At 39.2% G+C, this 13,307-nt stretch carries 12 protein-coding genes and 1 tRNA gene; 1 reads left to right on the forward strand and 12 read right to left on the reverse strand.

Translation table 11 applies throughout. From position 1 onward, the window contains the following. The first annotated feature begins 30 nt into the window (after window positions 1–30). Window positions 31–984 carry a LysR substrate-binding domain-containing protein gene (locus tag RHO12_04415; GenBank protein ID WVD67027.1) on the forward strand — a complete coding sequence of 318 codons (954 nt, stop codon included), beginning with the start codon at window positions 31–33 and terminating at the stop codon, window positions 982–984. A 32-nt stretch (window positions 985–1,016) separates the two neighbouring features. Here the strand turns inward: RHO12_04415 and RHO12_04420 are convergent, their stop codons facing one another. The 12 genes from RHO12_04420 to tolB all read right to left on the reverse strand — a co-directional run bounded on the left by RHO12_04420 (window position 1,017) and on the right by tolB (window position 13,153). Continuing rightward, window positions 1,017–2,096, reverse strand: a complete 1,080-nt coding sequence (locus tag RHO12_04420) for a sulfate ABC transporter ATP-binding protein (protein WVD67028.1) — start codon at window positions 2,094–2,096, stop codon at window positions 1,017–1,019. Between the two features lie 20 nt (window positions 2,097–2,116). Beyond that, window positions 2,117–2,890: a sulfate ABC transporter permease subunit CysW gene (gene cysW / locus RHO12_04425; GenBank protein WVD67029.1), complete on the reverse strand. Its 774-nt coding sequence runs from the start codon at window positions 2,888–2,890 to the stop codon at window positions 2,117–2,119. A gap of 96 nt (window positions 2,891–2,986) precedes the next feature. Beyond that, the gene (cysT, locus tag RHO12_04430) at window positions 2,987–3,823 is read right to left on the reverse strand and encodes a sulfate ABC transporter permease subunit CysT (protein ID WVD67030.1); all 837 of its coding nucleotides are present in this window, start codon (window positions 3,821–3,823) and stop codon (window positions 2,987–2,989) included. Window positions 3,824–3,839: 16 nt separating this feature from the next. Beyond that, complete coding sequence (locus tag RHO12_04435) at window positions 3,840–4,853, reverse strand: sulfate ABC transporter substrate-binding protein (GenBank protein WVD67031.1); 1,014 nt, start codon at window positions 4,851–4,853, stop codon at window positions 3,840–3,842. Window positions 4,854–5,058: 205 nt separating this feature from the next. Then, entirely contained in the window at window positions 5,059–6,744 is a 1,686-nt protein-coding gene (gene fruA, locus RHO12_04440) for a PTS fructose transporter subunit IIBC (GenBank protein ID WVD67032.1), read from the reverse strand. Between the two features lie 8 nt (window positions 6,745–6,752). Beyond that, window positions 6,753–7,688, reverse strand: a complete 936-nt coding sequence (fruK, locus tag RHO12_04445; GenBank protein WVD67033.1) for a 1-phosphofructokinase — start codon at window positions 7,686–7,688, stop codon at window positions 6,753–6,755. A 3-nt stretch (window positions 7,689–7,691) separates the two neighbouring features. Beyond that, window positions 7,692–8,885 (reverse strand): fused PTS fructose transporter subunit IIA/HPr protein, encoded by a 1,194-nt coding sequence (fruB, locus tag RHO12_04450; GenBank protein ID WVD67034.1) that lies wholly within the window; start codon window positions 8,883–8,885, stop codon window positions 7,692–7,694. Between the two features lie 170 nt (window positions 8,886–9,055). Next, the gene (gene cra, locus RHO12_04455; protein ID WVD67035.1) at window positions 9,056–10,069 is read right to left on the reverse strand and encodes a catabolite repressor/activator; all 1,014 of its coding nucleotides are present in this window, start codon (window positions 10,067–10,069) and stop codon (window positions 9,056–9,058) included. A 159-nt stretch (window positions 10,070–10,228) separates the two neighbouring features. Then, a tRNA-Lys gene (locus RHO12_04460) sits at window positions 10,229–10,304 on the reverse strand. A gap of 91 nt (window positions 10,305–10,395) precedes the next feature. Continuing rightward, on the reverse strand, window positions 10,396–11,076 hold the full coding sequence (ybgF, locus tag RHO12_04465; protein ID WVD67036.1) for a tol-pal system protein YbgF: 681 nt from the start codon (window positions 11,074–11,076) through the stop codon (window positions 10,396–10,398). A gap of 117 nt (window positions 11,077–11,193) precedes the next feature. Further along, window positions 11,194–11,685: a peptidoglycan-associated lipoprotein Pal gene (gene pal / locus RHO12_04470; protein WVD67037.1), complete on the reverse strand. Its 492-nt coding sequence runs from the start codon at window positions 11,683–11,685 to the stop codon at window positions 11,194–11,196. A gap of 196 nt (window positions 11,686–11,881) precedes the next feature. Beyond that, a complete protein-coding gene (gene tolB / locus RHO12_04475; GenBank protein ID WVD67378.1) occupies window positions 11,882–13,153 on the reverse strand; it encodes a Tol-Pal system beta propeller repeat protein TolB in 1,272 nt (423 codons plus the stop codon). Between the last annotated feature and the right edge of the window lie 154 nt (window positions 13,154–13,307).

Genomic DNA, 13,307 nt, shown 5'->3' on the forward strand with positions numbered 1-13,307 from the left:
TTAACCTTAATTTTAATAGGGATAAGTGTTATGAATTTACAGCAGTTAAGAATTATTCGCGAAGCTGCTCGTTGTAACTATAACCTAACTGAAGTCGCAAACACGTTGTATACCTCACAATCTGGCGTGAGCCGACATATCAAAGAGCTTGAAGATGAGCTAAATATTGAGCTTTTTATTCGACAAGGTAAGCGTTTGGTTAACATGACCGAACCAGGATTAGAGTTAGTCATAATCGCCGAGCGAATTTTAAATGAAATCAGTAATATTCGTCGGTTATCGACCTCATTTTCGACCAAAGATGAAGGTTCACTGGTTATCGCAACCACTCACTCGCAAGCGCGTTATATTCTGCCTAATGTAATCAAGTTATTTAGCGCTGAATTCCCTCAGGTTAATCTGATTATCAATCAAGCATCATCAGAGGATATCAGCCAGATGCTGCTTAACGGAGAAGCAGATATTGGTATTGATAAGCAAAAAATGGCCAGTAGTTCGATTGTGACCTATCCATTTTATCGTTGGCACTATGCGGTGATTGCGCCAAAGAGCCATCCATTAGCAGGCGAAAAGCAAATTACCTTAGCAATGCTTAACCGCTTACCGCTAATTACTTACCGTACTGGCGTATTTCCTCGCAATAGCATTGATGTGGCTTTTTCCTCGGCAGGCTTAGCTCCTAATATTATTTTAAGCGCCCAAGAGTCGGATGTGATTAAAGCTTATGTTGAAGCTGGACTTGGGATCGGTATTTTAGTTGATAAGATGTTTGATATTAAACACAATTCTCAACTTATTAAGATTGATAGCGAGCATCTGTTTTCATCACATATTGCCTGGATTGGTCTTAAACGTTATCAATTACAGCGTAACTATATTTGGCGCTTCATTCAATTGTGTAATCAAGAGCTGTCTATCAAACAGATCAAAGCGAGCGCACACGCTAGTGAGGATAAATGGCATACTATTGATTATCAAATTTAATGTTATTACCTAAGCCATTGCTGTTATTTGGCTTAAATCATAAATTCAAGCAATTGATCTTGCACAAATATATTAATTAAGCGCAATTGTAGATAGACGGTATCGCCTATTCGTAAATGATTTTGTTGATACTCTTGATAGCTAATTGAAACATCGATATTTTGTGACTGATTAGTTAAAGCAATTTCCATAAATACGGTTGGGCCCGCAGTATGTAAGCGCATAATTTTACCAATAAGATCATGCCCCGTCGCTAGCGCCGATACACTGATTTCATGAGGGCGAACATAGGCAACGACAGCTTGGTCATGCCAACTACCCTGATCACGCATGTCTTTGACAAAGTTACCTAGGTGCAAACGATTGTTATCAATATGGCCATGTAGTAAATTCACATCGCCTAGAAAATGTGCAACAAAAGCCGTTTTAGGTTGCTTGTAGACGTTTTGTGGAGTATCGATTTGTTCTATTTGACCATTGTTCATTAAAATAACTTTATCGGCGACTTCAAGTGCTTCTTCTTGATCATGGGTGACAAAAATAGTGGTGACATTAATCTCATGGTGAAAGTCTCGTAACCAGCGTCGTAACGCTTTACGAACTTTAGCATCTAATGCACTAAATGGCTCATCGAGCAGTAGTACTTTAGGTTTAGTGGCTAACGCACGGGCCAATGCGACGCGCTGGCGCTGACCACCAGATAGCTGATCTGGATAGCGAGCGGCTAATGTATCAAGTTTTACTAGCTCAAGCAGCTCATTAACCCGTTGTTTAATCGTTGATGCATCATGCCGCAACGCTTTGGGTTTCATTTTTAGGCCAAACGCAACATTATCGGCAACCGTCATGTGCCGAAAAAGAGCATAATTTTGAAACACAAAGCCAATATCCCGCTGTTTGGCATTTAAATGCGTGACATCTTGATGATCAAAATAGATTCGCCCGTTAGTGATAGATTCTAACCCAGCGATTAGCCGTAATAAGGTCGTTTTGCCACAGCCAGATGGGCCCAGCAATGCGGCTAGCTCTCCTTGCTTAATGGCAAAATTAATATTGTGCAAAGCCTTAAACTGACCAAATTGTTTGTTGATGTTTTGTGCGACGATACCCATATTAAACCTCTTATCGATTGTTATTGATGTGTTGAAATATCTTGAGATAAACGGTATTCAGTCCACTGCCTCAATAAAAGCAGCACAAAGGACATCATAAGCAATAAGATTGCGACACTAAAAGCAGCAACAATATTATATTCGTTATATAAAATTTCGATTTGCAATGGTAAGGTAGTGGTGTAGCCGCGAATATGCCCAGAGACAATAGATACCGCACCAAACTCGCCTAATGATCTTGCGGTACATAAAACAACGCCGTGCATTAATGCCCAGCGGATATTGGGTAACGTGACATAGAAAAAGATTTGCCAGCCATTCGCTCCAAGTATCGTCGCCGCCTCTTCATCTAACGTTCCTTGTTGCTGCATAATAGGGATCAACTCACGCGCGACAAAAGGCACCGAAACAAAAATCGTTGCTAATATAATGCCAGGGATAGCATAAATAATTTGAATATTAACGCTTTGTAAATAAGGATATAACCAACTTTGTGCACCAAAAAGTAGTACATAAATTAATCCAGCAACAATTGGTGAGATAGAAAAAGGCAGATCAATAATCGTTATTAATAGCTGTTTACCTGTAAACTGATATTTGGTAACAACCCAAGCTGCACTAATGCCAAAGACGATATTTAGTGGTACCGCAATGCTGGTTACCAGTAGCGTTAATTTAAAGGCTGATCGGGTATCTGATTCCATTATTACTTGCCAAAAAGCACTCCAGCCATTTGCTAACCCTTGTGCAACTACCATAAATAATGGTAAGGCAAGTAACAGTACAAATAGCATTATCGCCAATAAAATCAATATTATCGGCAAGCACTTTATTAATTGTCGTTGGCTGGGCAACAGATTCTTTTTTATATATATCATCATTTTCATTAATTAATTGACCTTAGTTAGCGCACGATTAAGCCGACGCTGAATTAGATTCATGATTAATAGCAAAATAAACGCCATAATAAGCATACAAATACCAATTGCAGATGCTGCTTCATAAGCATATTGGTCCAATTTGGTAACAATTAATAATGGTAGGATTTCGGTTTTATAAGGGATATTACCCGCAATAAAGACTACGGAGCCGTACTCGCCTATTCCTCTGGCAAACGCTAAGGTAAAACCAGTAAGCCAAGCAGGTAAGATGGCAGGTAAAATGACATAAATAAAAGTTTGCCTTGGTGTTGCGCCTAAAATGCTTGCAGCTTCTTCCTGCTCGCGGGGTAAATCGGCAATCACTGGCTGTAGTGTGCGCACGACAAAGGGTAATGTCACAAATAATAGTGCCAAGGTAATGCCAATTGGAGTATAGGCAATTTTAAAGGCAAAAAACTGCCCTATCGGTCCGTTTTTAGCATAAATAGCAGTAAGTGCAATACCGGCAACCGCTGTTGGTAAAGCAAAAGGCATATCAATGCAGTTATCGATCAGTTTGCGCCCGCAAAAACGGTAACGGACAAGTACCCACGCAAATAGTAAACCAATAAAACTATTTAGCAGTGCGCTAGCTAATGAGGTTGTTAACGATAACGACAGCGCAATTAAAAACTGTTTACTACTCATTAATTTTATCCACCCCGGTAAGGATAATTGTGTCGAGTAAAGAAATAGGCAAAATAGCGGGATTAACACAATGATGCTGATATATGTCAAGGTAAACCCTAGTGTTAGGTTGAAACCGGGTATGATTCGAACTGTTTTGTTTGATAATATTGCTGACATATTGCACCTTATTCATTCATTCATTTATTTGTTCAAATATGCTGTCAAATATTGCACCCTCATCAAAATAGATTTTTTGGACGTTTTGCCAGCCGCCAAAAAACTCATCGATAGTCACCAATTTTAGTGGCGGAAATTGTATTGAATATTGCGATAAAATCGTCGGATTAATCGGGCGATAATAGTTTTTAGCAATGATATGTTGTGCTTCATCACTATAAAGATAATCAAGGTAAGCTTGTGCCTGTTTGCGGGTTCCTTTGGCATCAACGACATGATCGACAACAGCAACTGGCGGCTGGGCTAAAATCGAGATTGACGGGGTGATGATCTCTAACTGCTCGCCACCTTGCTCTGCAAGCGCGAGATAAGCTTCGTTCTCCCACGCAATTAATACATCACCCAGCTCACGCTGCACAAAGCTAATCGTGGCACTTCGCGATCCGGTGTCTAAAATCGGTGCATGTTGATAAAGCCTGCTAACAAATTGTTGGGCTTGTTCGTCGCTACCATATTGCGTTTTAGCATAAGCCCAGGCGGCCAAAAAGTTCCAACGCGCTCCACCGGATGTTTTAGGATTGGGTGTGATAACTTCAACGCCCTCTTTGATTAAATCATCCCAATCGTTAATATGCTTAGGATTACCTTTGCGCACCAAAAAAACCACAGTTGAAGTATAAGGTGTACTGTCATTCGGTCGCTTAGTTTGCCACTGTTTATCAATAAGTGGCCGATAACGATTTAATGCATCAATATCACCCGCTAACGCTAATGTCACCACATCAGCTGGTAAGCCATCAATGACTGCTCGTGCTTGCTTACCTGACCCGCCATGCGCATTGTTGATACTTAGCTGTTCGCCCGTTTCATTTTGCCAGTGCTGAATAAAGGCTTGATTATAAGCTTTATAAAGCTCACGCGTCGGATCATAAGAGACATTAAGTAATTCAACTGACCATGCGTTATGGTTAGACACAGCGGTAAAGAGTATTACCAGTATTCGCGATAATATAATTAAGATGCGCGGCATATCACCCCTCAAGGTAGCGCTAACTACGCTAGTTTGTAGTGGAATGACCTAATTACAACAAATAATCGTTAGATACGGAAACAACTATTTCGCATTTAGATAGCACAAATATAGATAATCAAGAGCGCTAAATATAAGCAATAAAAAAGCAAAGTTATTCAACTTTGCTTTTTCGATAATTTGACGGTGTCGATAGTCGGTATGTTTAAGCCATCACTTCTTGCTCAACTTTAGCATCAGGTCGTTTAATCACCGCGTAAATAACCGCCGCCACAACAGAACCTACGACAATCGATAATAGATAACCGAAAACTGGCGTAATAGCACCTGGAATTGCCAGTACAAATAACCCACCATGTGGCGCCATTAATTGTGAACCAAATGCTAATGACATTCCGCCCGTAATGGCACCACCAATAACGCAACTAGGCAGTACCCGCAGTGGATCTCTGGCAGCAAATGGGATCGCCCCTTCAGAAATAAAGCATAAACCGAGCACGAATGCCGCTTTGCCACTTTCTTGTTCTGCTTTGCTAAATTTATTGCGTGCAATAAAAGTGGCTAAACTCATTGCTAATGGCGGTACCATTCCGCCCGCCATTACAGCGGCCATCGGTGCATATTGCTGAGCACTAAGTAAACCAACACCAAAGGCATAGGCGACTTTATTAATTGGCCCGCCCATATCAATGCACATCATCCCGCCTAAAATTGCACCAAGTATAACCGCATTAGCGGTTTGCATCCCGCTGAGCCAAGCTTCTAATGCTTTCATTATATAGGCAATTGGCTCGCCTAATATAAATATCATCGCTAAACCAACGATTAAGCTTGATAAAAGCGGTAGAATCAAAATTGGTTTTAATGCTTCAAGGCTTTGGGGCAGCTTAATTGTTTTAATTAGTAATAACGTTAAGTAGCCCGCTAAATAGCCCGCTACAATGCCACCTAAAAATCCTGCGCCAATTGATGTGGCAAGCATTCCACCGATTAAACCAGGAACTAAACCGGGACGATCCGCAATCGAAAATGAAATATAACCAGCCAGAACCGGAACCATTAAGGCAAGCGCAGTTCCACCACCAATTTTACCAAGAGCCTGGGCTAATGCACCTTCTTGCAAGATCCCGCCTACCGCGAATGATAATGCAACGATAAGCCCACCGGCAACCACCATCGGTAGCATATAAGAGACACCCGTTAACAAATGTTTATAGGCATTTTTCTTTTCTTGGGAGGTAACGGATGATGTTGTCGATGAAATGGGTTGATAAATAACGGCTTCGTTAAACGCTTTATCAAACTCTTGGGCGGTCTTTTTTAGTGCTGGCCCAGTTTTGGTGCGATACATCAGTTTGCCAGCAAACTTACTTAAATCAACATCAATATCACAGGCAACTATCACAATATCTGCAGAGGCCACATCTTCTGCCGTTAGCTCATTGCCCACCCCTACTGATCCACGGGTTTCTACTTTACACCACCAACCACGTTTTTTCGCTTCTGCTTCAATGGCCTCTGCCGCCATAAATGTATGTGCGACGCCCGTTGGGCAAGCGGTTATCGCAACAATACGTTTGGTTTCACTATTTGATCTAGTCGGCGTAACTTGCATTGAGCGTTCGTAAATGACCGCTTGAGTTGGCGCATCTAATAATACTTTTTTAGGATCAGCGTACACTTCATCTAAGTTAGCGACAGTGTAGACTTTTTTACCAATAATGCTGACATCGGCTGTATCTCCTTGCCCCATTAAAATCGTCACATCGGCTAAATCAATTTTATTAACAAGTGTAATATTCAACTCTTTTGCAGCTAAGGCTAACTCTGCGTTTGCCAAGCGTCCATTTACTGGGCCAAGTTGGCTTGCCTTAACAATATATATGTTCATATTTTCTCCTATCCTGCCATTACGTCTATTTTTTCAAGAATACGATTTAGTTTTGCTTGATCGGATACGCCGACACCCGGTTGACTAACCGATAACGCGGCAATCGCCGATGCAAAAACGAGCGTATCTTTAATTGAATAGTTTGATAGTAAACCATGAACCAGCCCTGCAACCATCGAGTCGCCGGCTCCAACTGTACTCACCACTTCGCACCTAGGCGGCTTTGCTAGCCATGATTCATGCTTAGTGACCCATAACGCACCTTTGCTCCCAAGTGATACGATTACGTTATCAATGCCTTGTTCTACAATGCTCATTGCGGCCCCCTTAATATCTGTCTGCGTTGGCAAAGGGTGGCCCACTAGCATTTCGAGTTCTTTGTCATTTGGTTTAATTAACCATGGCTTAGCTTTTAAACCCGCTATAAGCGCTGAGCGGCTACTATCAAAGATAATCTTTGGACAGATGCGTTTGACGTTTTCAATCCAGTGAGTAAAATCGTCTAAAGCGATCCCCTCAGGCAAGCTACCACTAATAATGACCATGTCAAAATCAGCCAACCATATCAGTGACTGCTCAACAAATTGCTGCCAATCGTTTTTACTAACGGTAAAACCGGAAAAATTAAGATCCGTAACATCGCTATTTTGTTCGGTTAACTTAACATTAATCCGTGTTCGACCTTCAACTAGCTGAAATTTATTATCTAGATTTAATGCAGAAAATAACGCGGTAAAACCATCATTGTTAGTTTTACCGAGAAAACCACTAGCAGTGACTTTATGATTTAAATCACAAAGTACTTTAGCAACATTAATACCTTTACCGGCGGGTAATAATCCTGTTGTTTTAACTAAGTTAACATCACCTAATTCAATTTTGGGACAAAATCCAAGCAAGTCGTAAGCCGGATTTAAGGTAAATGTAGCAATTTTGTTCGCCATTATTTACTCTCCTAATCCATCATTAATTGCTTTACCAATGGCTTCAATCGCTTGTTTTGCATCCTCGCCATTGGCAATAAATTGTAATCGGCTACCTTTTTTGGCACCAATTGCCACTATTTTCATCAGACTAGTTGCACTAACGGGATTAGCATTGCCATCTAGATTTGCAACGGTGATACTACTAGTAAACTGTTTAACGAGTTTAACCAATACAGAAGCGGGCCTGGTATGTAAGCCATGAGGATTGGTAACGGTGAATTCAGCCGTAATTGATACCTTATTAGCATCACTTGCTATATTAGTACGTTGTTCGTTATTGACTGCGTTGTCTTGATTTTCGGTGGTTAAGTCTTGTTTTACTAGTAGCTGATGGATTTGTGTTTTAGTGGCGCTATGTAGCTGAGCTAATTGTTGATGATAACTCATTTCAGCCAATCGGTTAATTATTGCATCAAGCGCATTGGTTTTAGCTGACACGGTAATAAGCAATTTAACGGGTTTATCTGCCTCATGAATAGTATTGCTCGTTCGACTAATTGCAATAGCATCTTTTTGGTTACCTTCATTACCGTCATTTAACCAAACACCCTGACCAAGATAACACGGTTTTTGCTCAAGTGACTGAGCAATAAAATCGGTATTGATGGCATTAAAACGTTTTAATCTTGACACATTGAGGGCTTGTAACATATCCAAACTATCAGCAGGAATATCTAATAAAATAAGTTCATCTGATAAGATATTTTCATTAACCACTTCTTTATGTTGACCGGTAAGTAAGGCGATAACATCATCGACCGTTTTAATGTGTTTTATGCGATCTTCTACATCATCATCGCCTAGAACATGGGTTAATTGACGTAAAATAGTTAAATGTTCATCTGAACTTGCCGCTATGCCAATTGCAATATAGGCTTTTTCGCCATCATCGCCCCAAACAACGCCAGCAGGAAAATAAAAAACCTGTACGCCAGTTTTTTTTACTAAATGGCGGGTGGTTGTTGTACCATGGGGAATAGCGATACCGCTACCAAGATAAGTGGCAGCCTGCGCTTCGCGCGCCAACATACCATCAACATACCCTTGCTCGACAAGTTGGTGTTGAGTCAATGCATTAGCTATTTTTTTGATAGCGTCTTGTTTATTATCAGCTTGTTGATCAAGATAGATATCATCTTTTGTGAGCTGGAGCATACATACCTCTTTTTTAACTTTAAACTTAATTCAATATATCGGTTACTAACTGATAACTTATTAAGTGTTGAATCGTTTCAGCTATATTGCAAATAATTTATTTAATTAGCAAATATTTTTTGCCGATTAATAATTAGAATGAGATAACCATCACAGTTTACGCGTCATCCCTAAGATAATAGTTTTTGATTAAAGCGGCCTCGATAGTGGAGATTCCGTTTAATTTTGGTATGCCCTGGTTGATAAGTATTTTGATTATTAAGATTAACCAGTAGTGTCTCCACCGTTATTTCGGCAATTCGTTTATGGTTTTGAGCTAAACTGATCACTTTGCAAGGTAAAAAATCAAGTAACTCACTATCACCAAATGTTGCAATGACCATATTTTTTGGTAATGCTCCGTGTAGGCTTAAGATGGCATCAATCACGCCCTGTAACAGTGAAAATGAAGTTAAAAACAGGGCTTGTGGTACTGAATGATTTTCTAAATATTGATAAAATAGTTCTGCCGCAGAGTTTCGTGTATAATCTTTTGCATATAGGTAACTTACTGTTTTATGTTTACCACCAATAGCATCGTTAAAACCTTCTTCCCTAGCATGGCTAATTGTCATATCAGGCAGTGCACCAATATAAACAATACTGTCGTCTATATATTTAATGAACTCTTTAGTTAATGCGTGAGCATCAATTTGGTCGGTACCTAAAATACTGCTAAATTTAGTCGCTGATAGCGGTCTATCTAGGGCTAATATCGGGATGAGATTATTGTCCCAGTTATCATAAAAAGCGTGATCAGCGATAAATGAAGACGACACAATAATCGCGTCAACATGTCGCTGCTTGAGATGTAATATACACTGTTTTTCAATTTCCATATCGTCTTCAGAACAGGAAATAAGTAATTGATAGCCAGCTTGACGCGCTCTGTGTTCTAAATGGTTGGCAATTTTAGTGTAGCTGATGTTTTCTAGATCGGGAATGATTAAGCCAATTGAATTGGTTTTACCAACTCTTAAACCTGCAGCAACCGCATTTGGTTGAAAGTTATATTTTTTTACAACTTCCATCACTTTTGCAATCGTTTTGTCGCTGACGCGGTATTGCTTTGCTTTACCATTTATAACATAACTAGCTGTGGTTCTTGAAACACCTGCTAACTGTGCTATTTGCTCTAATTTCATTATGTTGTGCCATCGAAGAACAAAGGAAATTGGAATTTATCATAAAACAAAGTTTAAAATAAAGCGATTAATCTAAAAATCAATTGATTCTGGTATTATCAGTTGGTGTTATAAACAATAGACATAAAAAAATCACCATTAGGTGACTGTACGAAATCTTGGTGGGTCGTGAAGGATTCGAACCTTCGACCAACGGATTAAAAGTCCGCTGCTCTACCGACTGAGCTAACGACCCAAGCGATTTCGGGTTGCATAATACTGTTGATTACTGTTGGATGCAACCCTTTTTTACCATAAACTTGCCCAATAGGTTGTTATTTAGCCACTCAACCTAGTGTTGCCAGCTTACTATTTGCTGACGCGATCGTCTTTTTATCATTAGGGTACTGATTGATAACTTGTTTAAATACCGCTTTAGCTTTAACTTTATCACCTTTTTCCAGCAAAATAAGTCCAACTTTATATAAGCTATCCGCCGCTTTAGGTGATTTAGGAAAATTTTTTACTACTGTTGCATAATAAAATGAAGCATCATCTTTTCTACCTTGGTTATAGCAAAGCTGACCTAACCAATAATTGACATTGGCAGAATATGTCGACTTAGGATAATCTTTTAAAAACTGCTGGAGCGCAGTTATTGAGTCTTTTGGCTCTTTACCACTCATCACAAACTTGATGATAAAATTATAATCATCTTTATCATTGCCAGATGCAGACCAACCAGATAATGTTGAACTGTTATTTGCGGTAACATTTTGCTGAACAGGAGCTTGATTATTGAGTTGTTGTAAAATTGTTTTTTGCCGCTCAATTGTTTGATTCAACTGGTAAGCAGTTTGTTCCAATTGCCCGCGTAACTGATCGACTTCATCTTGTAAGTTACTAATTTTTTGTTGAGAATCAGTTAACAATTGCCCTTGTGCTTCAACGATGCGCTCTAGTTCTGAGTCAGCATAACTATAAAATGGCAAAGATAGCACGAACAATAATATAATTTTTTTATACATAAATCTAAACCTTTCTAAAGTGTATCTGTTGATCAGTATATCATTTTTTTAGTTATTACAAACAATAACGGTCGCTTGCTGCGACCGTTATTATAGACAGACCAAACGATAATTTAATTAATAAACAATTACTGCTCGACGATTTTTTTCATACGCTTTGGCATCGTGACCTAATACAGCTGGTTTTTCCTTACCATAAGAGACGATTGACATTTGGCTTGCCGGAACCCCTCGACCTTGTAAATAAGCTTTAACTGCAGTTGCGCGACGTTCACCTAAAGCAATATTGTATTCTGGCGTGCCACGCTCATCAGCGTGCCCTTCAATAACAATCGTAAATGAAGGTCGCGAACGTAAAAATTCGGCATGAGAATCCAATACCTTAGAGTATTCCGAGTTAACATTATATTTATCAAAATCAAAATAAACCGTATTGGCTACTTGTAATTCTTGAAGCTGCTGTGCTTCTGTTAAACTACCCGAGTTAAATATGCTAGATGAATCCGATGATGTACGATCTTTGTTTGTTGGATTTGATGATGTACATGCTGTCACTGCAATTAATGGAAGAATAATCACAGCGCTTTTAAGTAATTTTGAAAAATGCATTTACTACTCCTTTTAATTTTATTAGTTATTAATGTTATATGAATTTATTTTGATAAAATTTTAATAAGCATTTAATTATTTTCGTTATATTAAGATATATGAGATGCAAAAATCCAAATCACACGCCCGAAGCAAATTAACTAACGATTGTCTATTTTTACCACTCGGGCTCATATTATATACCTACAAAAGCTCACTATAGATAAGGTGACCATGCTGGAAATTTTACTTGTCCATCGGTTCCCGGAAGTTTTGCTTTAAAGTTACCATCAGTTGAAACAAGATTTAAAGTCGTCCCAAGCCCTTGAGTCGAACTGTAGATGATCATCGTTCCGTTTGGTGAAATACTCGGTGTTTCATCTAAAAATGTGTCAGTTAAGGTCTGATAAGTATTTGATGATAATTCAAGCTTAGTGACTTGTTGATTGCCATTATTCGTTGAAATCATAGCGATAAAGCTACCATCTGATGCCACATTACCATTTTGATTTTGAGAGCCATCCCATGTTAACCGTTGCGCAATACCGCCGTCGATAGTAATAGAGTAAAGTTGCGGCCGCCCCGTCTGATCTGAGGTATACACTAATGTATTATTATCAGGCATCCATGTTGGTTCTGTATTATTACTACGCCCTGATGTAATTCGTTTAATTTCTTTGGTTGCTAAATCCATTACATAGAGATTTAAACTGCCCTCTTTTGATAAAGCAAACGCAAGTTTTGTTCCATCAGGTGAAAATGATGGTGCGCCATTATGTTGAGGAAATGATGCAATTGTTTCCAGCGTGCCAGTTTCAAGCGTTTTCATGACTAAAGCTGAGCGACCGCTTTCAAAGGTAACATAAGCCAGTTTTTTACCATCCGGCGACCAGGCCGGTGACATCAGTGGTTGATTAGAGCGATGAACCGTTATCTGATCAAACCCATCATAATCTGCTACTCTGAGTTCATGAGTATATGGACCACTATTCATTCTTACTATATATGCAATGCGAGTCCTAAAAGCACCTTTAATTCCTGTCAAGGTTTCAAATATTTCATCACTGGCGGTATGGGCAGCATAACGCAACCAGCGCTCAGCAATAGAATATTGATTTTGTGCCAAGATTGCACCAGGATTGTTTACGGTGTCGACTAATTGATAACTAACTAAATAATTGCCAGACGCATCGGGCTGTATCGAACCGACAACAACGGCATCAATCCCGAGATCACTCCATTCTTTGGCGATAACAGCCGAAGCAGTTGCTGGCAGTTGCGGCATTTTTCGCGTATCAATCGGGTTAAATTTACCACTATTACGCAAATCTGACGCAATAATTTCTTCAATTTTTTGTGGCGGTTCGCCATTACCATTCCATTTAAAGGGAACAACAGCAATCGGCTTGGCTGTATTAACTCCGTCCGTAATAATAATACGAACATCGGCAATACAAATTGCTGTATAAAAGAGAATGAAACAGCTCATCAAAAAGCGATATGAAAATCGTATCATTATAAAATCCTTTATTACAAATTTATGGTTATATCCAAGTTAAACACTAAAATTATAAGCTATATCAAGCATTGAAATATCTTTGTCTATAATATAAGCTTTTTTTGTTAAAAACTGTAAAAAAAAT

The organism is Orbaceae bacterium lpD02, from assembly GCA_036251875.1.
Lineage (GTDB): Bacteria > Pseudomonadota > Gammaproteobacteria > Enterobacterales > Orbaceae > Orbus > Orbus sturtevantii.

Coding starts and splice junctions, on each gene's coding strand:
- fruA (WVD67032.1), bottom strand. CDS start 6,744: ATGAACATATATATTGTTAAGGCAAGCCAACTTGGCCCAGTAAATGGA.
- cysW (WVD67029.1), bottom strand. CDS start 2,890: ATGCTATTTGTACTGTTACTTGCCTTACCATTATTTATGGTAGTTGCA.
- RHO12_04435 (WVD67031.1), bottom strand. CDS start 4,853: ATGCCGCGCATCTTAATTATATTATCGCGAATACTGGTAATACTCTTT.
- cra (WVD67035.1), bottom strand. CDS start 10,069: ATGAAATTAGAGCAAATAGCACAGTTAGCAGGTGTTTCAAGAACCACA.
- cysT (WVD67030.1), bottom strand. CDS start 3,823: ATGTCAGCAATATTATCAAACAAAACAGTTCGAATCATACCCGGTTTC.
- ybgF (WVD67036.1), bottom strand. CDS start 11,076: ATGTATAAAAAAATTATATTATTGTTCGTGCTATCTTTGCCATTTTAT.
- pal (WVD67037.1), bottom strand. CDS start 11,685: ATGCATTTTTCAAAATTACTTAAAAGCGCTGTGATTATTCTTCCATTA.
- fruK (WVD67033.1), bottom strand. CDS start 7,688: ATGGCGAACAAAATTGCTACATTTACCTTAAATCCGGCTTACGACTTG.
- RHO12_04420 (WVD67028.1), bottom strand. CDS start 2,096: ATGGGTATCGTCGCACAAAACATCAACAAACAATTTGGTCAGTTTAAG.
- fruB (WVD67034.1), bottom strand. CDS start 8,885: ATGCTCCAGCTCACAAAAGATGATATCTATCTTGATCAACAAGCTGAT.
- RHO12_04415 (WVD67027.1), top strand. CDS start 31: ATGAATTTACAGCAGTTAAGAATTATTCGCGAAGCTGCTCGTTGTAAC.
- tolB (WVD67378.1), bottom strand. CDS start 13,153: ATGAGCTGTTTCATTCTCTTTTATACAGCAATTTGTATTGCCGATGTT.